General features: G+C 42.3%; 15 protein-coding genes. 8 read left to right on the plus strand and 7 right to left on the minus strand.

Features of this window, described 5'->3' with window-relative positions:
• Nucleotides 1-172: 172 nt before the first annotated feature.
• Together V7K55_RS12110 and V7K55_RS12115 are read left to right on the plus strand one after the other, a co-directional pair.
• Nucleotides 173-3409: a PAS domain-containing protein gene (locus V7K55_RS12110; RefSeq protein WP_334831504.1), complete on the plus strand. Its 3237-nt coding sequence runs from the start codon at nt 173-175 to the stop codon at nt 3407-3409.
• Nucleotides 3410-4179: 770 nt separating this feature from the next.
• Nucleotides 4180-5844, plus strand: coding sequence for a fasciclin domain-containing protein (locus tag V7K55_RS12115; RefSeq protein ID WP_334831507.1), 1665 nt, complete (start codon nt 4180-4182; stop codon nt 5842-5844).
• Between the two features lie 95 nt (nt 5845-5939).
• On the opposite strand, the gene V7K55_RS12120 is transcribed toward V7K55_RS12115, so the two are convergent.
• The 4 genes from V7K55_RS12120 to argS form a co-directional block, all read right to left on the minus strand.
• Nucleotides 5940-6605, minus strand: coding sequence for a class I SAM-dependent methyltransferase (locus V7K55_RS12120; protein ID WP_334831509.1), 666 nt, complete (start codon nt 6603-6605; stop codon nt 5940-5942).
• A 113-nt stretch (nt 6606-6718) separates the two neighbouring features.
• Nucleotides 6719-7174 (minus strand): cobalamin biosynthesis protein, encoded by a 456-nt coding sequence (locus tag V7K55_RS12125; protein WP_334831511.1) that lies wholly within the window; start codon nt 7172-7174, stop codon nt 6719-6721.
• A gap of 445 nt (nt 7175-7619) precedes the next feature.
• Nucleotides 7620-8183 (minus strand): Uma2 family endonuclease, encoded by a 564-nt coding sequence (locus V7K55_RS12130; RefSeq protein WP_334831513.1) that lies wholly within the window; start codon nt 8181-8183, stop codon nt 7620-7622.
• A 106-nt stretch (nt 8184-8289) separates the two neighbouring features.
• Entirely contained in the window at nt 8290-10053 is a 1764-nt protein-coding gene (gene argS, locus V7K55_RS12135; RefSeq protein ID WP_334831515.1) for an arginine--tRNA ligase, read from the minus strand.
• Nucleotides 10054-10430: 377 nt separating this feature from the next.
• On the opposite strand from argS, the gene V7K55_RS12140 reads away from it, so the two are divergent.
• Both V7K55_RS12140 and V7K55_RS12145 read left to right on the plus strand, forming a co-directional pair.
• Nucleotides 10431-10622: a type II toxin-antitoxin system HicA family toxin gene (locus V7K55_RS12140; RefSeq protein WP_334831517.1), complete on the plus strand. Its 192-nt coding sequence runs from the start codon at nt 10431-10433 to the stop codon at nt 10620-10622.
• Nucleotides 10622-10876, plus strand: coding sequence for a type II toxin-antitoxin system HicB family antitoxin (locus V7K55_RS12145; protein WP_334831519.1), 255 nt, complete (start codon nt 10622-10624; stop codon nt 10874-10876). Before V7K55_RS12140 ends, V7K55_RS12145 begins: the two co-directional genes overlap by 1 nt.
• A 39-nt stretch (nt 10877-10915) precedes the next feature.
• On the opposite strand, the gene murD is transcribed toward V7K55_RS12145, so the two are convergent.
• The gene (murD, locus tag V7K55_RS12150; protein ID WP_334831522.1) at nt 10916-12394 is read right to left on the minus strand and encodes a UDP-N-acetylmuramoyl-L-alanine--D-glutamate ligase; all 1479 of its coding nucleotides are present in this window, start codon (nt 12392-12394) and stop codon (nt 10916-10918) included.
• Between the two features lie 84 nt (nt 12395-12478).
• The gene (gene glyS / locus V7K55_RS12155; RefSeq protein WP_334831523.1) at nt 12479-14668 is read right to left on the minus strand and encodes a glycine--tRNA ligase subunit beta; all 2190 of its coding nucleotides are present in this window, start codon (nt 14666-14668) and stop codon (nt 12479-12481) included.
• 695 nt (nt 14669-15363) lie between these two features.
• Between glyS and V7K55_RS12160 the strand changes: the two genes are divergently transcribed.
• The 4 genes from V7K55_RS12160 to V7K55_RS12175 all read left to right on the plus strand — a co-directional run bounded on the left by V7K55_RS12160 (nt 15364) and on the right by V7K55_RS12175 (nt 20276).
• Nucleotides 15364-16653, plus strand: a complete 1290-nt coding sequence (locus tag V7K55_RS12160) for a glycosyltransferase family 4 protein (protein WP_334831525.1) — start codon at nt 15364-15366, stop codon at nt 16651-16653.
• Between the two features lie 460 nt (nt 16654-17113).
• Nucleotides 17114-17758, plus strand: a complete 645-nt coding sequence (locus tag V7K55_RS12165) for a TetR/AcrR family transcriptional regulator (protein ID WP_334831527.1) — start codon at nt 17114-17116, stop codon at nt 17756-17758.
• A 288-nt stretch (nt 17759-18046) separates the two neighbouring features.
• Nucleotides 18047-19693: an efflux RND transporter periplasmic adaptor subunit gene (locus tag V7K55_RS12170; RefSeq protein WP_334831529.1), complete on the plus strand. Its 1647-nt coding sequence runs from the start codon at nt 18047-18049 to the stop codon at nt 19691-19693.
• A gap of 118 nt (nt 19694-19811) precedes the next feature.
• Nucleotides 19812-20276, plus strand: coding sequence for an RpiB/LacA/LacB family sugar-phosphate isomerase (locus V7K55_RS12175; RefSeq protein ID WP_334831531.1), 465 nt, complete (start codon nt 19812-19814; stop codon nt 20274-20276).
• Here V7K55_RS12175 and V7K55_RS12180 read toward each other — a convergent pair.
• The gene (locus tag V7K55_RS12180) at nt 20259-22202 is read right to left on the minus strand and encodes a heavy metal translocating P-type ATPase (protein ID WP_334831533.1); all 1944 of its coding nucleotides are present in this window, start codon (nt 22200-22202) and stop codon (nt 20259-20261) included. The genes V7K55_RS12175 and V7K55_RS12180 overlap by 18 nt on opposite strands.
• Nucleotides 22203-22289: the final 87 nt, after the last annotated feature.

Here is a 22289-nt window from a genome sequence, read left to right on the forward strand (position 1 = left end):
TGCCCACTTATCAAGAAATAAACCAGCGATCGCAGTAGCACCGGAAGTCTTCAGTCATAATACCCACTAGCTAGTAATATTTAGGCTAAAATTGACAGAAATTGCCCTAAAATCTATGTAAACACGATCTGCTAAATCCTACGTTAAATTTAAATTTATTTAACTTTATAGAATGCCAGACGCGGAAAAGTCCCAAAGTCAGATGGCTAATGAGAAGCTGCTGCACCGGCAAGTTAGTAACAAAGCAGATTATTCGCTGCAAGCCAGGAAAGAAGAGGGAATGATGCTTCTGTTGGCTGATGGCACTATTCAGGCTTGCAATACAGATGGTAATCGCATTCTGGGACTAACCGCAGAACAGCTTGTCGGGCAAAATTTGCTCAATCTCAAGTGGCAATTTATTCATGAAAATGGCTCTCCAATGCTGAGTGAGACTCACCCGGCGATCGCTGCTCAGAAAACAGGTAAACCTTGCTTGAATGTCGGATGTGGCTTTTATAAGCCCAATGGTGAGCTAATCTGGCTATTGTTGTCTTCACAACCTCTATTCCAAAGCGGAGGAACCACTCCCTACGCGATCGTCACAACTTTTTCGGATATTACAGGATCTCAGCCCGCACAATTTGAGGAAAACTGTAACTGTACTGAAGATACTCAACAAGTTGATGGGAATGAATTTCCGGCACTGTGGGATAGTCAACGTTTGTTTAAAGAAATTGCTGCCACTCTTCCAGGGATACTTTATATATATGACCTAATTGAGCAGCGAAATGCTTACGTTAATTACGAAATTACTCAAGGTTGGGGCTACACACCAGCAGAAATCCAGGTAATGGGAAAGGAGTTATTTACCCAACTTCTCCATCCTGAAGATTTGGCCCGACTCCCTAGCTATTTTGAGAAATTTAATTCTAATTGTCAGGGCGAAGTCTTCAGTTTTGAATATCGGATTCGACATGCTAATGGAGATTGGCGTTGGTTTTGTAGCTATGACACTGTGTATAGCAGAACTGCTGAAGGATTCCCACAATATCTTTTGGGAATCGCTTTTGATATTACAGAGCGACTACACACAGAAATTTCCCTGCGCCAAAGTAATGAAAGGTTTGAGCTAGCGGCGGCGGCGGTTAATTGCCTAATCTATGACTGGGAGATGCAAAGAAATACTGTGGAAAGAACTCAGGGTCTAACTGAGGTTTTTGGCTACCAGCAACAAGAAGCTAAACCAACCTTTGAATGGTGGCAAAAACTCATCCACCCTGATGACCAAGAAAGAGTTAACGACCAGTTTACGGCTAGTATGGCCAATGGCAACCGTTATAGCATCGAGTATCGAGTCCGTCACAGAGATGGCCGCTATTTGTGGGTGAAAGACCAGGGGTTTGCTGTCCGGGATGGAAATGGTCAGGTAGTCCGGGTAGTTGGTGCTAGTACTGATATTACCGAACAGCAAGCTGCGCTACGCGAACGCCAACAAATTGAAACAAACCTGCGCGAAAGTGAAGAACGGATTCGGTTAGCGACTACCGCCGCAGAAATGGGTATGTGGTTTTGGAATATCACTAGCAACGAGTTAATTTGGACAGAGAAATGTAAGCAGCTGTTTGGACTAAACCCAGAAGTCGAAATGGACTATGAGCTTTTCCTCAACTGTGTACACCCAGAAGACCATCAACGCATCAATCAAGCGATCGCTCGCTGTTTTAAAGAAAAGGTTGAGTATGACATTGAATACCGCAGCCTTTGGTCTGATGGTAGCATTCATTGGATTGCTGCTAAAGGTCGGATTTTTTGTGATGCTGAGGGTGAGCCAGTCAAAATGATGGGTACTGCTCAGGATATTACCCAGCGCAAACAGGTAGAAAATGATTTGCGCCAGCGGGAAACTCAGTTAAGGCGCTTAGTTGATTCCAATATTATTGGCATTATGTTCGCCAATCTTGACCACATTACTGAGGCGAACGAGGCTTTTTTGGAAATGGTGGGTTATACGCGAGAGGAACTATTAGCAGGTAAGGTACGCAGACAACAAATTACTCCACCGGAATATCACGCTCTCGATCGGCAAGGGCTAGAGCAACTTTTAACGGTTGGAGTATGCAATCCTTTTGAAAAAGAATACATCCGCAAAGATGGCTCGCGCATTCCGATCCTAATTGGTGGTGCTTTGGTGGAAGAAGATCCGGTATCTTGGATCTGTTTTATTCTTGACTTAACCCCAAGGAAGCAATTAGAAAAGGCACTTAGACAACAAGCAGAGGAACTCAAACAGGCAAATCGGAATAAAGATGAGTTTCTCGCTATTCTCTCCCACGAATTGCGATCGCCCCTCAACCCCATTCTTGGCTGGTCATCCCTCCTCAAAAGCCGCAAGTTTGATGAAGTTACCACAAATCGGGCTTTGGAAACCATCGAAAGAAATGCTCAATTGCAGATTCAATTAATTGATGAATTGCTGGATGTCTCCCGAATTATTCGCGGTAAATTGAACCTAACTTTTGCCACTGTTAATCTGGCATCTGTAATTAATTCTGCATTAGAAACAGTCCGGTTAATAGCAGAAAGCAAATCTATTCAGATAAAAATCCAGCTTGACTCCAATGTTGGTAAAGTATCAGGCGATCATTATCGCTTGCAGCAAGTTGTGGGGAATTTACTCTCCAATGCTGTCAAGTTCACTCCCCCCAATGGTTCAGTGGAAATCAACCTATCATTGAGTCGGGAATTGACTTCCCATTCAGCGCTGATTCAAGTTAAAGACACAGGTCAAGGTATTTCCCCCGAATTCCTACCCCACGTATTTGAACATTTTCGTCAAGCCGATAGCAGCACAACCAAAAAAGTTGGTGGGCTGGGACTGGGATTGGCAATAGTTCGCCACCTGGTAGAGTTGCATGGTGGTATTGTCACCGCAGATAGTCCAGGAATTGGACAGGGAGCAATTTTTACTGTTAAACTGCCCGTGATGCCAGAAAGTAGGGTGACAGAGCAAGCAGAGGAAACAGAGAAGAAATTTAACTCGTCAGCGATCGCCGGAATACGGATATTGATTGTCGATGATGATGCTGACACACGGGAGTTTTTGCATTTCTTGCTACAACAAAATGGGGCGCTGACAAAAGTAGCAGCATCGGCAAATGAGGCGATAGCTGTCATCGTCAAGACCGCACCTGATTTATTAATCAGCGATCTCGGAATGCCGGAGATAGATGGCTACAACCTAATTAAGCTACTTAGGGCTATGCCCAAGGAAAAAGGAGGGAAAATCCCGGCGATCGCTCTTACCGCTTACGCTGGAGAAAGCGATCGCGAACGAGTCTTAGCAGCTGGTTTCCAGAAACACATTGCTAAACCAGTAAAACCAACTGAATTACTAACCTTAATTGCAGATTTGCTAGAGCAAAGATAAGTAAAGCTTCTGACTTGCTCAAAACACGAAGAGACGTTGCACTTCTATGAAATTCAAAAATCCTAGTTTATCCTTGGGTTGATTTTTATAAAACTGGCTTTTGCAAAAGAATAATTCTTAGCCAAAAATCCCGGCGCAATCATGCCCCTAATTTCTGATTGCGATCGCTAATTTCCAGTTTATTATTTGAAATTCTACCATCAAGGACAACTATCTAAAGAGTGAAAGTTTTTCCTCAAAACCCAGCCATTAGTTAGTTGTATAATATTAATTAATGATTAATAATACAGCATATCGCCAAGATACATTTTATTTCTTAAATCCTGCTAAAGATCGTGGTACATTATACTTGACGGTACTAACCATCCTCGGCAATTATAAAGATCCGGCGATTAAAAGCCAATGACCTTACTGCTTGACTGCGATTTTATCAGTAATAAAATCGCCTACCTGCACTAGTTGTCTTTATTGTTGCAACACACTATTTTCCCACAGGAACGCTGCTTATCGTTATTAATGTGACCTGCGGTTCTTTAAAAATCAAATAGGAATCCTAATACTATGTGTGGTGAATATTTGGATAAATGTGGTGAGATGTCATAGCAGCTACTCATAATGTCCAACATTTAAATTTTCCAGAGTTAAGGGTTGTATTTGTGGTTCCCATATCAAGGTAAACCAAGCAACCATCTGGATACTTAATATTCACTTAACCTTACATCCAGTATTTTCCAACAGTCAATCCAAGAATTTCAAAAGAGGGTATTTCCATGTTTAGTTTTTTTCGTTGGCCATCAGCAAGGGTTGCTTTACTAGTTCTGGGAATGACAGCTGCTACAATAACTCCTATCGTAATTTCTACCCCAGCTTCATCTCAAAGTACTGTTCCATCGACTACTTCAACAGTTAACTTGTCTGATGTCTCCTCAGATTATTGGGCGCATCCCTTCATTCAAGCCCTAGCTGACAATAATGTGATTGCTGGCTTTCCTGATGGTAGCTTCAGACCAAATCAAGCTGTGACTCGTGCTGAATTTGCTGCCCTGATTCAAAAAGCTTTCCCTAACCAAAACCGAGTTCGACAACTAACCGCAGGCGGATTTAGTGATGTTCCTGCTGGCTATTGGGCGGTTTCTGCAATTCAGTTCGCCTACGAAACTGGATTTTTGGCAGGCTATCCTGGGAACGTATTTTCACCAAATCAACAAATACCCAAGGTACAGGCGATCGTTGCTTTGACAAGTGGTTTGGGTTTGACTGCTAGCAGCACTGGAAACAGTACTGACCTCAGCACTTACTACACTGATGCCTCAAGTATCCCGAACTATGCTGTTGCAAGTGTTACTGCTGCCACACAATCCAATATTGTTGTTAATTATCCAGATGTTAAACAACTCAATCCGCAACAGTCCCTGACTCGTGCTGAAGCTGCGGCACTCTTATATCAAGCTTTGGCTAAACAGGGACGGGTGCAACCCATTGCTAGCAATCTTCCAGCTAGTCAGTATATTGTCGCTGGAACTGAAACCGGTAGCGATATTGTGGCTCTTGCTTCATCCAGTAGTTCTCTTACAACTCTGACTTCTTTATTAAAGACAGCTGGTTTAACAGATATTCTTCAACAGGCAGGCCCTTATACAGTCTTCGCTCCCACCGATCAAGCATTTGCCGCTTTACCTGCTGCGACATTACAGCAGTTACAGCAACCAGAGAACAAACAGGCATTGATTAAGATTTTGACATACCACGTCGTTTCTGGTGCAGTAACTTCTAGTCAACTCACGCCTGGGGAACTGAATACTGCTGAAGAAAAACCGATAAATATTCAAATCGATCGCGCTAGCAATCAAATCTCGGTGAATAATGCCAGAGTTATCCAAGCAGACGTTAAAGCAAGCAATGGTGTTATCCACGCAATTAACCAAGTCCTTGTTCCGCCTGATGTTAACATCAGTCAATTAAATCAACCACCAACAGGAAATGCAGATGGCACAACGCCTAGTGTTAGACCAGGTAGAACTACTCTTGGTGGTCCTAGCTATATAGGGGTTGGTGGTAACATTGGTTTGAGCGGTAACGATTCAGCTTTAAGCGATAGTAACTTTGCAGTATTCAGCAAAGTTGGTCTGACACGCAATATCTCAGTGCGGCCATCAGTCATCTTTGGGGATGATACATTGTTTATGGTTCCCTTGACTTTGGATTTTACTCCTCGCGCAAGTGCCGAGGTGGGTCAACGAAGCTTTTTTATATCTCCTTATATCGGCGCTGGCGTAGCCATTGAAGTTAATAACAATACCGATATTGGATTACTCCTAACTGGTGGTGTAGACATTCCTCTCGGTTCTCGATTTACGTTAAATGGGGCTGTAAATGCTGCTTTTTTGGATGATACTGATGTCGGGCTACAATTAGGGCTTGGCTACAACTTCTAACTGAAGATACAACTAGGGGCAATTCATGAATTGCCCCTATGTGGAAATAATGGTTTTGGCTATTGTTTTGCTAAGTAATTTGGAATCAAGCTATATTAAGGTCGCTTGATAGCTAAAGTCAGCCCATCGGCGATCGGGACAAGGGAGATTGTAACCCGTTCATCATAATGTAACTTTTCGTTAAGCGCCCGAATAGCTTGGGTGCTTTCATCTTGGTTTTGCGGGTCAGCAACTTGTCCTGACCATAAAACATTATCAATAGCGATCAATCCGCCTGGACGAACTAATTGCAGCGATCGCTCATAATATCCATCATAATTTTCTTTATCAGCATCAATAAAGGCAAAATCAAATGTCTCGGCTTCGCCAGTTGCCAACAGTCGATCTAAAGTTTCCAAACCTGGTGCTAGTCGCAGATCGATTTTATCAGCAACTCCGGCTTGCTGCCAATATCGCCTAGCGATCGCAGTAAATTCTTCACTCACATCAGCAGCGATAATCTTGCCATCTTCAGGAAGTGCTAAGGCTACTGAGAGGGAACTATAACCTGTAAATACGCCAACTTCCAAGGTTTTCTTGGCTCCAATCAGCTGCACCAGTAGTCTCATAAATTGTCCTTGTTCTGGTGAAATCTGCATTGTGCTTCTGGGATGGCTAGCGGTTTCTTGGCGCAACTTCAAAAGAATCTCCGGTTCCCGCAGCGAAACCGATAAAAGGTAATTATAGAGTTGGTTATCAAGACCTAGAGACTGTTTTGGCATGATAGATAAGAGAATTTAAAGAATCTACAGTTATACTATCGCCTAAGAGCAGTTTAATAATATACTAACTAAATTTTAGAATTTATCTGCTAAACACACGTTCCTTAGAACAATTAATAAAGTTTTGTAATACTCATATTTGAGGCTTGGACAACAGCTAGTGTTACCGCTCCTGGTTGCCCTTTTAGCTGGAAAATTTGTTTAGGAACTAAGAATCTCACTCCCAATGCTTCTGTGCTGGTAAAAGGGGAAGCAGTTGGATTAGCTGCAAGAATAGCAGCCGCCTCTGCTACGCTAGGTGTACCTACTTTATGGTCAGTAATTGTCGCAGGGTTGGGGACACAGACAGAGCAAAGGTTTTCCGCAGAAAAGGTTTTTAGCGGTAGATTGCGTAGCTGGCAAAGTTCTACTAAGCCAACTTCTGAGGCTTTAGTGTCAATGGTAGCAATCCCTGCGATCGCACTTTGACAAAGTTGATTTTCTCGAAAGACTTCCTCAATTGCCCAATCAATCAACTGCCATGAGGTTCCCCGTTTACAACCGATTCCTACCCATAAAACCTGTTGCACTTAGTATATTTCCCTATTTTACAAGTTTTCCGGTAGGCGTAAAGCTCAGTCACTTCAGTGCTAAGATATAAGCGACTAGTGCGGTAATAAAGTGCATAGAATCTTTTTGCGATAAAATAGTGTTAGTGGAAAGGTAATCAACCACTTTAAAAACCTAGCCGTCGAAAGACAAAGCGCTGAACCTTGACAATTAAATCTATGCGGTTCTACTGCATTGTTCTAGCTTCCTCCTAGCAGTAGGTAAAAGATTTATAGGATCTAGACGACTCAGAATTTTGAAACAAATTGTTTCAATTAAACAGGACTTGCAGCAATGCAACTACCGAGGGGCACTCGGAAAGTTAACGCTTGGGGAGAATCCCACCTCTGATCTAGATAACGCAAGGACTCTAGGTTAAGTGGTTTCGTTGAGCCAAGAATCTCAGTGGCTTTAACCCTGAGAGTGTCAATCCAACAGCCAACCAAATAAATCTCCTACTGTCAGCCTCAACTCACTGGCAAAATCTGGCACAGGAATTAAAGCTTCTAATTCATCCAACATGATTGGCTGTTGATTGCGGATGTACACAAATACCGTTTGTTCTTCTGGATCGATCAGCCAACCCATTTGTGTTTCATAATTCAGGCAATGGAGAATATTTTTTGTAACTTTCGTTTGTCTTTGGTCAGGCGATAGAATCTCAATAGTCCAATCGGGAGATGCTGAAAATAAATTTGCTACCCTACCATTTTCTTTTCTAGGTATTCTGTCCCAAGTAAAAACCGCTACATCTGGGATAATTGATCTGCCACCAAATGTACACCGCAGTTCTGGATATGCTCGTGCAACTCTTTGGGGCTTTAATACACCATTAATAAAAATAATCAGTTCACCTTGAATAGTGCTGTGTTCTCCCTGTGCCATAGGTTTTTGAATAATTTGTCCATCGATGTATTCACTAGCTGGCTTCGTTTCTGGTAAAATCAGAAACTCTGCCAAAGTTATGTTTTTAGATGTTGTCCGTACCATAAGCGATCGCCTCCAGTTCAAAAATTATGATTAACGAACCACAAAGGACACAAAGAGAAAATTAGCTTAACTCTTACTCTGCATACCTTTGCGTTAAAAAAATATATTACATCCTCTCCAATACCTGAATTCCCAACAAAGATAATCCCAACTTCAAAGTTCTAGCAGTCAAATCACATAAAACCAACCTAGATGTCCGTTGTGGTTCTTCTGCCTCCAAAACCTGAACTCCCTGATTGCGATCGTAAAACTGATTAAACTTCTTACTCAGTTCGTACAAATACTCACATAAACGATTAGGCATCAAATCTTGCTCTACACTACTAATTACTTCATCCAGTTGAAGTAAATATTTTGCCAGCGCTAATTCTGTTTCATGCTGCAACAGAACGGCATTATTTCCTAACTCCTCAAAGTTAATCTCACCCTTGCGACTAATCCCCTGAATCCGCGCATAAGCATATAGCATATAAGGTGCAGTATTACCTTTAAAATCCAGCATTTTGTCATAGCTGAAAATGTAATTGCTGGTGCGGTTTTGGCTTAAATCTGCATACTTAACTGCACTGATTCCAACTACCCTAGCAACTTCATTAATAAATTCTTCAGTTTCTTGGCGTTCTTCTTCTTGTAATCTAGTTTTTAAGTCAGCATGGGCACGAGAAACAGCTTCATCTAATAAATCCCGCAGCCGCACACTGTCCCCAGAACGAGTTTTGATTCTTTTACCATCTTCTCCTAACACTAACCCAAAGGGAACATGCACTAATTCCACATCATCAGGAATCCAGCCAGCTTTGCGTGCTACCTGAAAAAATTGGGTAAAGTGGTTTGCTTGTCCAGCGTCAGTTACATAAATTATCCGCTTTGCTTCATCCTGCTGAATTCGGTAGCGGAGGGATGCTAAATCAGTTGTGGCGTAGTTATAACCACCATCTGATTTTTGCACAATTAAGGGTAAAGGTTCACCTTCTCTATTTGTAAACCCTTCCAGAAAAACGCATTTTGCGCCCTGATTTTCTACCAGTAAGCCAGATTTTTCTAAATCTTCCACAACGCCAGATAGTAGAGGGTTATAGAAAGATTCCCCACGTTCAATTAATTTGATATCCAGCAAATCATAAATTATTTGAAACTCCCGCCGCGACTGTTCACATAGCAATTTCCAAGCATGGAGTGTATCTTCTGCACCTGCTTGTAATCTGACAACTTCTTGCCTTGCTGTTTCTTGAAAAGCTGCATCTGCATCAAACCGCAATTTGGCTTTGCGGTAAAAAGAGACTAAATCACCAATATCTAAAGCATTAGCGGTGGTAAGCGCATCTGGGTAAACTTCCCGCAGATAGGCGATTAACATCCCAAACTGCGTACCCCAGTCACCTACATGATTTAACCGCAGCACATCATGTCCAAGAAATTCTAAAATTCGGGCGATGGAATCACCAATGATTGTAGAACGCAAGTGTCCGACATGCATTTCTTTGGCAATATTCGGACTGGAAAAATCCACAATTTCCCGCTTCGGCATTTTCGCGGCTGGAACTCCCAACCGGGGATCGGCTTGAATGTCGTTCAATTGTGCTTCTAAATATACCGTTTTTAATTTCAGATTGATAAATCCTGGCCCAGCGATTTCCGGTGGTTCGCAGATTTCCGATACATCTAGTTTATCAACGATCGCAGCTGCGATCGCTCTTGGTTGTTTTCCTAACTTTTTACTCAGCGATAAAGCCACATTCGCCTGATAATCACCAAATTTAGGATTACTAGCAGAAACCAATATTGGATCTACTCCAGCAAAGTCAGCGCCAAAAGCCGCGATTAAAGCCTGTTCAAGCTGAACTCTTAATTTTTCTTGTGTAGCGTTCATATATAAATTTTATCTGTGAGAGAGGGAATGTAGCTCTGGAAAAGCTTGATTCTTCCCTTTAGAAATCTGGAGATTCTAAAGAGAGATAAAAATCAACACGCTGTTTGCAAAAGTATCTTTTTTAACAAAATTGCGTCTAGCTGACCATATTTTGCACTTTCAAGTCTTCATGCGCTACGAGATCGCTAAACATAAATAACAACCTTGCTGTTTTTACAGTAAAGTGTTGACGAAATAGCGACTTACCTTGAAGCGTTTTCGAGCCAATTTCTCTCTAAATTATCACAGGCATTGCTAAAAACTCAACTTGACTTTTGACTTCTCAATAAGACACTCTATCTGTAATATAAATTTCACCTATACAGATAAGCGTTAGCATGAAAGTACGCGAAGTTATCAAACGACTAGAAACTGATGGTTGGTATCTTGCTAGAACTAAAGGTAGTCATCGACAGTTCAAACATCCAGATAAACCTAGTACTGTAACAGTGTCTGGTAAACCTAATGTGGATGTGCCAATTGGTACTCTTAAAAATATCTGGAGACAAGCTAAATTGGAGGAATACTAATGCGTTATACAGTTGTGATTGAAAAGGGAGAAACTAGCTACGGCGCTTATGTCCCTGATTTACCAGGTTGTGTAGCTGTGGGTGAAACTTTAGAAGAAGTCAAGCAGATGATAGCAGAAGCTATTGAATTTCATATAGAAGGAATGCTAGAAGATGGTTTAGCTATTCCTAAGCCTACAAGCATTGCTCATGAGGTTGAAGTTGCAAAAGAATTATTTTCCAGCAATACAAATATTGTTAATAATTTTACATAGTTCATTCACTGTGCAACTGCAAGCCACACAGTGAAGAAATTATAGGGAAGATGAAAGAATCAAGTTGTGTTGAAGCTTCCCTCCTGCCGCCCAAGCAAGGCACAACTCACGAAAGCGATCGCCCCGCACCTCAAAATTGGGGTACTGATCGAAACTCGCACAAGCCGGAGATAGTAAAACGACAGGCGCTTGATACTCCTTAGCTAATTCCGCTGCTCTCGGAACTGCCTTTTCCATAGTTTCCACAATGTGGTATGAATAATACCCCACTTCTTGGAGGCGTTGAGCAAATGCGGGTGCAGCAGAGCCAATCAATAATACAGCAGCCGCTTTGGTTTGAATTTGTGCTAGCCAGCCAGTATCATCACCTGCTTTAGCTTCGCCACCAGCAATTAAAATCGCTGGACTTTTCACAGATGCTAAACCAACTTCGGCAGCATCATAGTTAGTGGCTTTGCTGTCGTTGATGAAATCAATACCTTCCCAAGTGCAGATATGCTCCAAACGATGGGCAACACCGGGGAATTCACTAATTGCAAGTGCGATCGCATCACGATTAATTCCTGCTAATCTTGCCGTGGCTACTGCCATCAAAAGATTTTGCTGGTTATGTTCTCCCACCATTCGCAAAGTAGATACTTTCACAATCGGTTCTGGTGCAGAGGTTGCAGTCAATTTTTCCACAACCCAGCCATCCTCGATGTAAAAGCCCTTTTCGCTAATCAGGAAATCTTTTCCTTTGACACTCGTCCAATAGGCATTAGGCCAAACACTTAAACCTTGTTGCCTCAAGTAAGCATCATCGCCATTGAACACTTGCAACTCAGACTGATGCAATAACTTGGCTTTGATGTTGTAATAGTTCTCTAAAGTCTTATGGCGACTCAGATGATCTGGTGTAAAAGTCGTCCAAACTCCGATACGAGGTGCAAGAGAACTGGAAGATTCTATTTGATAGCTGCTAAGTTCCGCAATCACCCAATCGAGTGAAGAGACGCAATTAATCGTGTCTGTACAAGAATTATCAAATGTTTCTCCTACTCCCCCTGTCCCCTGTCCCCTGCAAGACAGGGCAACTTCACAAGCTGCGTAGCCAATGTTACCGCAAGCGGGCGCATCTAATTTTGCTGCTTGAAAAATGGCAGCAATTAAAGCTGTGGTAGTAGTTTTACCGTTTGTACCTGTAATTCCTACCCAAGGTAGAGATTGCAAATTTCGCCAAGCGAGTTCCATTTCGCCAATGGTTTCAATACCTAATTGGCGTGCCTTGATTAATATGGGAATATCCCAAGGCACGCCAGGACTAACAACTATTAATTGGGGTAAATTATCACCATTCAATTCTAGGGATTGGCCTAGTTTAACGGTTATTTGCTCGGCAGCGAGTTCTTGTTGTTGTTGGAGGAGGGTTTCGGAGGTGTTGCTATCACTTAGCTCTACCTCCCAACCTTCCCGTTTCAACAATCTCGCCGCAGCAACACCGGACTTTCCCAATCCAATAACAGTAGCTTTGGACATAGATTGCAGCAGAGTGTCCCTGGTTAAGCACTCCCTATCGTAGCGTTTCTTGGCAAAAATTACACAACTTTTTGTTAACCTACGCTACAGATTTTTGACGATCGCACCAAAGTCAGCTAAAACACGAGCATGATTCCGAACCAATCCCAGTAAGTGCAATCGATTCCGCTTAATTTCGGGATCGGAGTCCATAACTAAAACGCTGTCTGGGCCATCAAAGAAGTTACTAACTGTCGGTGCAATTTTTGCTAGTGCTGCTACTAACAGTTGATAATTCCGTGTCTGCTGTGCTGTTTGAGTTTGCGGTACTGATTCGATTAAAGCATTATACAAAGCTGTCTCAGAGGGCTTTTGGAATAGTTCTGGACGAACTACAGTTGTCGGTTCTAGCTGTTTTGTATCCAAATCACCTTGGGCGGCTAATCGTGTGGAACGGTTAACGGTTTCGTAGATGTTATCTAAGGTACTATCATTACGGATTTGTTGTAAGTATAAGGCGCGATCGCGGACATCCAATAAATCCTTTAATGTCCGTTCTGTATATTCTGGGTCATTCTCTCCCAAAACTGCATTTACCAAATCGTAATCAATCTGTTTTTCTTCCTGCAATAAGGTGCGGATGCGTTGTAAGAAAAACTCTTGTAATGCTGTGGTTAATGATGTCCGATCTTTTTGATATTTCTCCGCAAAATCTGTTGCTATTTGTGCCAATAAACTATCTAGATTTATCGCTAAATTGTAAAACCAAGTAATTTTAACTACAGCATTGGCAGCCCGACGCAAAGCGAAGGGATCGGAGGAACCAGAGGGAATTAAACCTAAACCAAAAATACTGACTAAGGTATCTAATCTATCTGCCAAACCGACAATTTGACCTGTGAGTGTTTCGGGTAAATTGTCACCGGCTCCCGTTGGCAAATAATGTTGATAAATTGCCTTTGCTACTTCGGCATCTTCACCACTTGCTAGGGCATATTTTTCTCCCATAATGCCTTGCAATTCAGGGAATTCATACACCATTTGAGTTACCAAATCTGCTTTACATAATAAAGCAGCACGTTGGATTTTTTGGCTTTGATTTTCAGATAATTCTAATTGGGTAGAAATTCGCTCGGCAATCTTAACTACTCTATCTATCTTGGTACGCACCGAACCCAATTCTTCTTGAAAAGTGACTTTTTCTAACTGGGGTAAAAAGCTCTCTAAAGGCTTAGTTAAATCAGCTTCGTAGAAAAATCTGCCATCAGCTAATCTAGCACGAATTACCCTTTCATTCCCGACGGCAACAATATCTGATTTCTTCGGATCTCCGTTAGAAATGGTAATGAAATTGGGTAATAATTCTTGCTCGGAACTACCTGGTTTGAATACAGGAAAATAACGTTGATGAGTTACCATAACTTCAGTAATTACCTCAGTTGGTAACTCTAAAAATTCTGGTTCAAATTTCCCAACAACTATAGAAGGATATTCTACAAGATTGGTTACTTCCGCTAATAAATCGGGGTAAACGACTGTATAACCGCTTAAACTCTCTGCTACTGCCTTTACTTGCTCTTTAATCAGATTTTCCCGTTCTTTTGGGTCAACGGTGACATAAGCAGACTTGAGGGCGGTAACATAATCAGTAGCTTGGGCAATTGTCACAGGTTCAGGATGTAAGACGCGATGACCTTGAGAAATGCGATCGCTCTGAATCGTTTTAGAACCATTCACCAATTCTAACGGTAGCACTGTCTTATCTAACAAAGCTACCAGCCAGCGAATTGGTCGAGAAAATCTCCCATCCCCATCTCCCCAACGCATCAACCGCTTACCTTCTAAACCCCAAATCCATTGGAAAACAAGTTCTGTCAAAATTTCCGCCACGGAACGCCCAGGAATTCTTTTCTGCACAAAGACAAATTCCCCTTTGTCAGTAGGGCGAAGGAACAGTGCATCTAGTTCCACACCTTGCTTTTTGGCAAAACCTAGTGCTGCTGCTGTCGGTTGACCATCTTTAAAAGCGGCTTGGGCGGGGGGCCCTTTAATTTCTTCTTCTCGGTCTGCTTGCTGTGATGGTAGACCAGTAATCAATACCGCTAAACGCCGAGGAGTACCGTACACCTGGACACTTTCACTCTGAAGGCTGTTTGCTTCCAAACTTTGGGGAATGCGTTCTCGCCACTGTATTAAGGCATCACTGAGAAAGCTTGCAGGTAATTCTTCTGTACCAACTTCTAATAGAAACGCTAAATTTCCTGATATATCAACACTCTTAACCTTTGCCATCATAATACTACACAAAAGATATACGATATTAGACTAGTTAAATGTGTAGCGCTACTCATTAAGTATAATAGAATACTTAATTGCGACACAAGTTTTTGTACCACCAAAATTATATATCTGTTGGATATTGAAAGTTTGTTGGCTATATATATTAATCTCGGACTTGAATTATTACACTTAAGTCCGTAGTTTTATGCATTATTTACTTATACGTATTGATAGCTACTCAAGACTTAGTGTTGAGTAGTTAGTGTCTTTGAACTACTGAAAAACTTAGATGCTCATCAATCAACGCAATACCGATGACTTAGTTAAAAATACTTCATGTGCCAGTTGAAAAGGCGGAATATCGGTTCTATACATGAAATTAAATATAATGCTACAATCCCCTAAGTGTAAAATTAACGATTAGATTCACTTTAAAACAAGTGAATAGTTATCACATAATATATGGTGAGAAACTTAAATCAGTAAAGAACCAACATTTATCAGCGATCGCTGATAAATGGAAACCTATGTAGAGAAATCTTACTCAAGTAACAAAACTAATACCTTGATTAAATTGATTTCAGTTGTGATTTACAAAATCATAATCTAATTACAACCAAAATTTAAATAATCCAAATATTCAGATCCTACTGAAATCAGCAATAAATTTGCCGATCTCAGGTTGTGTTCACCAAATTCACAAATAGCTCATGCACATTCTGATCTATTCCTACAACTATTATCCAGAGCCAATTGGAATTGCTCCGTTAATGACTGAATTGGCAGAAGGACTAGTAAAGCGAGGTCATGAAGTGCGAGTGATTACCGGAATGCCTAACTATCCTCAGCGCGAAATTTACGATGGATATCGGGATCAATGGTACGTTACTGAACACAAAAACGGCGTGACCATTCAGCGAAGCTACCTGAGAATTAAGTCTAAACCTAACCTTGTAGATCGGCTGTTACTGGAGTTGAGCTTTATTTTCACAAGCTTACCCCAAGCTTTTAAAGGTAAACGTCCAGATGTGATTATCTTAACCGTTCCACCTTTATTAGGTATTTTGCCAGCAACAATATTAAGTTGGTTCTATAACTGTCCACTAGTTCTGAATGTGCAAGATATTTTACCAGAAGCTGCTGTGCGGATTGGGCTACTGAAAAATAAGTGGATGATCCGAACTCTTGCAGTTTTAGAAAAATTTGCATATCGGACTGCACACACTATTAGCGTCATCGCCGATGGGTTTCGTGAGAATTTAGTCAAGAAGGGAGTACCTGTTAATAAAATTGTTTGTATTCCTAATTGGGTGAATGTAAATTTCATCCGCCCTTTACCAAAACAGAACAACTCTTGGATATCTAGTCATCAACTAGATGGGAAATTTATAGTCCTTTATTCGGGCAATATTGCTCTAACCCAAGGTTTAGAAACAGTAATAGAAGCAGCCGTTTGCTTACGTCATATCAGAGATATTGTCTTTGTCATTGTTGGTGAATCAAAAGCATTGCAAAGGTTACAGGAATATTGTCTATTACATAGAGCAGATAATGTTTTGCTGCTACCGTTGCAATCACGAGAAAAACTACCAGAAATGCTAGCAGCATCTGATGTGGGATTAATTGTGCAAAAGCGCAATGTGATTTCGTTCAATATGCCCTCAAAAATACCACTGCTTCTAGCAAGTGGTCGTCCGATTGTAGGTTCAGTTCCCATTAATGGTACTGCTGCTAGAGCGATCGAACTTAGTGGTGGTGGAATAATTGTGGAGCCAGAATCGCCTGATGCAATGGCTGCTGCGGTGCATGATTTATATACCGATCCGATTGTAGGTGCGAGGCTAGGTCATGCAGGAAGACAGTTTGCTGAAGAAAACTATTCTTTAGAACAAGCACTCGATCGGTATGAGTGGCTCTTTTCTCATATTGTTGCTAATCGAAAATCAACTATTGGTATTTTGCCAAAATTCAATTCCAAGGAATCAGTTGTTGATGGGTGAACTACCTACACCGATCTGTCGGTACAGTAGCTTCTATCATCACGGGTGAGTGTTACAACTGGGCTTTCGGCTATATATACAAAACCCTGATTAGGATAATTTAAATCACCCGATCGGGTGATTTAAAAATCATCCGATCGGGCGACCTAAGTGTAGGAAGATGAGACTGCTCAAAAATAGGATTCTAGAGGACATTAATTGATTGTACGTTGTTCTTTGTGAGGATAACTTGATGCAACTCCAAACCTTGCTTAATAAAGCTAAATTAATCAGCGTAGCCCGCATTGCGCGTAGCATCTCATAGAGAAGACATCACTCCATACCTTTTTCTGGGCTAAGTTTACTATTCAATCCGACTCAAGAGGGATAAACTCATCTATAATTTATACCGATATTGTCTGCTATGTAGTTATAATGCAAGCAAGTACTTACATTTGCAAGCAAGTGCTTGCAAACGCTCATGGAAAACTTAGCATCAAGGAGGGCGCAAACTCGCGCCCGCTTGATAAAGGCAGCAACTAAAGTGTTTGCAACGGCGGGTTTAACTGGAGCGACAACGCGAGAAATTGCTCGTGTTGCTGCGGTTAATGAGGTAACATTATTTCGTCATTTCCAGAACAAAGAGCAATTACTAGCTGCTGTAATTACCGAAGCGATCGCTTTACAGTCCCAAGCCTTGGCTCATGATGACAACTGGACTCAAAACCTACATGTTGACCTCAATAATTATGCAAGGCTTTGCAACCAGATGATAGAGGAGCATGAAGACCTAATTCGGACATTTATTGGGGAAGCAAAACGACATCCCCAAGCCGCCCGTCTGATCTTATATGAAACTGACAAATCGCTGCGCCAACAGCTGGTTGTGTACTTGCAGAAAAGTCAAGATCGGGGCGCAGTATCTTCAGATATAGATTTAAAAGCATCTGTGGATAGTTTCATGGGGATGTTGCTTCACGGTATCCTGCGTTTTAGCGATATTCCTACCACACTAGACTACAGTCGCCAATGCTACATGGAAACTTGCGTCAATTTATTTGTTCGCGGTATTAGTACTTTGCCATTGCAACAGATAGGAAGTTTTGTTAATTCACCGACAACATGAACTGTGTTTTCTCTCTAACTTAAAGACTGAGCTTTTACTGACTAAGACAGTTTTATAAATTACACTTTCAAAAAACCATCGGAGTTAAGCAATATACAAATTAACCAGAATACGCTGAATCATATTTATGCATTTTAGGTGCTAGACATCGTGAGCGATCGCCCAAAGACCCAAACCTATATTTGTCACCAACATCAAGAAAAAAGGGCTAAAAAACTATTCAAAATAATGCTTTTTTAGCGAAGAGTAGATTGCCCAAGTCTAAATCCACAAGCCGAGTAACCGAAGATGTCCCATTCTGAGTTCCCTGATTCTCCCCGTCCAATTGAAATAGAACAGCCTACTGTTACTGATTCTAGTCAAGAGTTGCAACCATTAACAGAGCGATCGCCTAAGCCACCTCAAAAGCGGCGTTGGCCTCTAATTTTGGGAATTATCCTCTTAATTGGAGGCATTGGTTTTGGTTGGCGCTGGTGGCAAACTAGTCATGCTAGCAATTCACCACCAGGAGGGGCAGCGGCGGGTCAACCGATGGCAATTCCTGTCCAGCTAGCAACGGTGGAAACTGAAACTGTGCAGGATAGTTCGGGGTTTATTGGCTCCTTAGAGGCTCCACAGTCTGTACCAATCAAACCACAGATTGGAGGGCGAATTAGCCAGATTTTCATCAAAGAGGGCAATCGCGTTCAACAAGGGCAAGTAATTATTAGCCTAGAAATTGATGATGCCCAAGCCGTGCTAAGAGAAAAACAAGCAGCACTTCAACAAGCACAGGCAAATCTTGCCGAACTCAAAGCCGGGACTCGAACAGAAGTAGTTTCCCAAGCCAAAGCCCAGCTAGATCAGGCCCAAGCAAAATATCAAGATGCTGTATCTGGATCGCTACCACAGCAAGTTCAGCAGGCTGAAGCTCAAGTTAATTCTGCCAAATCCGATCTAGTACTAGCGCAAGCACGAGCAACGCGATACGCACAATTAACAAAAGAAGGGGCGACTTCTCAAGATAGCCTAGATGAATACATCAAAAACAAAGATAGCGCCCAAGCAGCGCTAGTTGCAGCCCAGAAAAACCTAGAGCAACTCCGCAAAAGCAGAACTGCTAGTATCCAGCAACTAGGTGCTGCATTAGAACAACAGAAACAATTCTATAGGCAACAGGTGAACGGCAACCGCCCAGAAGATATTGCCCAAGGGCGATCGCAAGTAAGCCAAGCAGCCGCTCAAGTCCAGTCGGCTCAAGTCCAACTGCAATACACAAAAGTCTTAGCTCCTTTCACAGGTATTGTTGGTGATATCCCAGTCAAGGTAGGACAATATGTTGCACAAGGGGATCAACTCACCACATTGACCAAAAATGACTCTTTAGAACTGAATATATCCATTCCGCTAAATCAAGCCAGAAAGTTGCGTTTGGGATTACCTGTGCAAATGCTAGATGCCCAAGGCAAACCCACAACAACGGGTAAAATCAGTTTTATCTCCCCAAATGCCAGTTCCGATTCGCAGACAGTTTTAGTAAAAGCCAACTTTGGCAATTTGAGAAATCGATTGCTTAATCTTCAGTCAGTGCAAACTAAAGTGATCTGGGATGAACATCCAGGAATCTTAATTCCAGTTACAGCTGTATCTCGCCTGGGTGGAGAGACTTTTGTGTTTGTGGCTGAAGCGCCAGCAGCAGAGAACTCTAAACCTGGAGCGCCAGCAGCAGAGAACTCTAAACCTGGAGCGCCAGCAGCAGAAAACTCTAAACCTGGAGCGCCATCTTTAGTGGCTAAACAAAAGCCTGTGAAATTGGGAGTTATTGAGGGGAATAATTATCAAGTTCTCGAAGGACTAAAAGCTGGAGAGAAAATTGTTGTTTCCGGCATTCTCAACATCAGGAATGGCGCTCCCATTACTCCTGCACCAGCAGAAGCGGGTACTCCAAAGCCTTAATTGAAGAGGAGAGACGAGGGGGACAAAACAAAGAAAATAACCAATACCCAATTTCCCTGTCTCCTAATAAACATCGTAGTATGAGGAGATAGGGAAGACTAATTTTAAGGGGGAATGCATGAAAATCGCTATTGGCAGTGATGAACGCACCAACCTTACCGATCGCATACTAGAAGAACTTCTGCAACGTGGGCATGAAGTTATACCCTTCGGTTCCTTAGCCGAGAATGATTTAGAAGTTGATTGGCCCCTCAGTTGTAGTAAAGTTGCTTTGGCAGTAGCAACCCAAAAAGCAGATGAGGGAATTGTCTTTTGTTGGACTGGTACTGGTGCATCTATTGCCGCCAATAAAGTTTCAGGGATACGTGCAGCTTTGTGCCATGATGCTGAAACTGCACGCGGGGCGCGGATTTGGAATCATGCAAATGTCCTTGTATTGAGTTTACGTGCGACTACAGAAGCGATCGCCAAAGAAATATTAGATGCCTGGTTCACCACACCCTATTCTGAAGATGAGTGGAACATCCTGCAAATGGAACGGATTAGACAGTTAGAGAAGAATGCTTTATTTCAGCAATCTTAGACCACTGAGGGTAACTAATACTGTAGAGCCTTCATGGCCAATCACACCAATGGGTAAGTTAATACTTCCGAGAAAGTTGCCCACCAAAAGCAACATAATGAAACCCAACGCTACGACTATATTCTGTTTGACTATGGATTGCGATCGCCTTCCCAAATGCATCGCTACGGCAATTTTTTCTAACTTGTCTGCCATCAGCACTATATCTGCGGTTTCCAATGCTACATCACTACCAGATATCCCCATCGCTATACCTATAGATGCTTGGGCTAAGGCTGGTGCATCATTAATTCCATCGCCCACCATTGCCACAGTTTGATACTTTTGCTGTAAAAGGCGAATAACATCTAGCTTATCTTCTGGCAGAAGTTGAGCATATACCCGCTCAATTCCTACTGCTTTGGCGACACTTTGAGCAGTTTCTTCATTATCCCCAGTTAACATGACAATTTGTTCAACTCCCAGTTTCTTTAACCGGGTAATAGTTGCGGCTGCTTGCGATCTTACTTCATCTGCGATCGCAATTACACCCATTACCTCTGCTCCCCTCCTCGCTTGCGGGGAGGGGTTGGGGGTGGGGTTCTTCGCTACCCAAACCACAGTTTTACCTTCTTGCTCCAAAGATTGAGCCATTTCTCGCAATTCTTCAGGTAAATTTGTGACATACTGCTGCACAAAAATGGCATTCCCTACAATTATCTCTTGTTCTTGAGCAATTCCGACAATTCCCTGTCCAGGTATGGCTTGTACTTGAATTGCACCAACCAAATCTAAATCACAAGCCGCTTGAACTATTGCCTTACCGATGGGATGTTCTGAATAGGATTCCACACTAGCGGCGGCTTTTAGTACATCTGCTTGAGTGTATTCACTAACTGAAATTACTTGGAATACCTGCAACTGTCCTGTTGTTAGAGTACCAGTTTTATCAAATGCGATCGCTCGGACTTGGCCAATCTTCTCCAACTGCGCCCCATTTTTAAACAAAATCCCCTGTCTAGCACCATTGGCGATTCCCGAAAGCAGGGTGGGCATAATTGCAGCCATCAGCGCACAGGGAGAAGCCACCACAAGGAAAGTAAGAGCGCGATAAATTGTTGTTTCCCAATCCCAACCCCAAAGAAATGGCGGTAAAGTTGCCAGCAATATCCCAGCTAATACAATGACTTTGGCATATCCCTTCTCAAAGCGATCGATAAACTCTTGCGAAGGTGGTGCTTCTGTTTGCGCCTGTTCTACCAAGCGAATCACACGCTGAATCAAGCTGCTTTGGGCTGGTTTGTGTACCTTAATCTGCAATGCACCATAGCCATTAAGTGTACCAGCAAATACTTCTTCGCCCACTGTTTTCTCTACAGGTAAAGACTCACCTGTAATTGCAGCTTGATTGAGGGTGCTGTAACCAGATAAAATTATCCCATCAGTGGGAATTAGCTCCCCAGGTTTGACGACAATCTCATCACCCACCTTTAACTGACTGATAGGAATTTCCTCTTCTCTTCCCTGAAGCAAAACTCTGGCTGTATCTGGTGTTAGGCTCATCAAACTCCTGATACTCCGCTCAGTTCGCTGCATGGCATAGCCTTCTAATGCGCCACTGATGGCAAAGATCAGAATTAAAATTGCCCCATCAATAATGAGATGATATTCTCGTCGCCATAAGCCGAGGCTAGCAGCACCAATCGCCGCCACAATCATCAGCAAATCTACATCGAGTTCTTTTTCTTTGAAAAGGGTAGTCAATCCTTCCCGCGCACTTTCGTAACCACCAATTACATAAGCAGCAGGTAGCAGCAGGAACGCTAATCCCAACCAGCCGAGATGTAAGGCGAACCATCCGAGAAATAGCAGTAAGCCACACAAAAGGGCTGCTAATGTATCTGCGTGTTCTCTGGTGAATTGGCTGAAACGTTGGGGGTAGAGCATGAGAGGTGAATTAATAGGGATTCTCTTAGGCTAAACCTTGACATTAATGTTAATGTCAAGGTTTATAATGATTTTGAAACGCAGAGG

The organism is Nostoc sp., from assembly GCF_036919895.1.
GTDB lineage: Bacteria > Cyanobacteriota > Cyanobacteriia > Cyanobacteriales > Nostocaceae > Nostoc.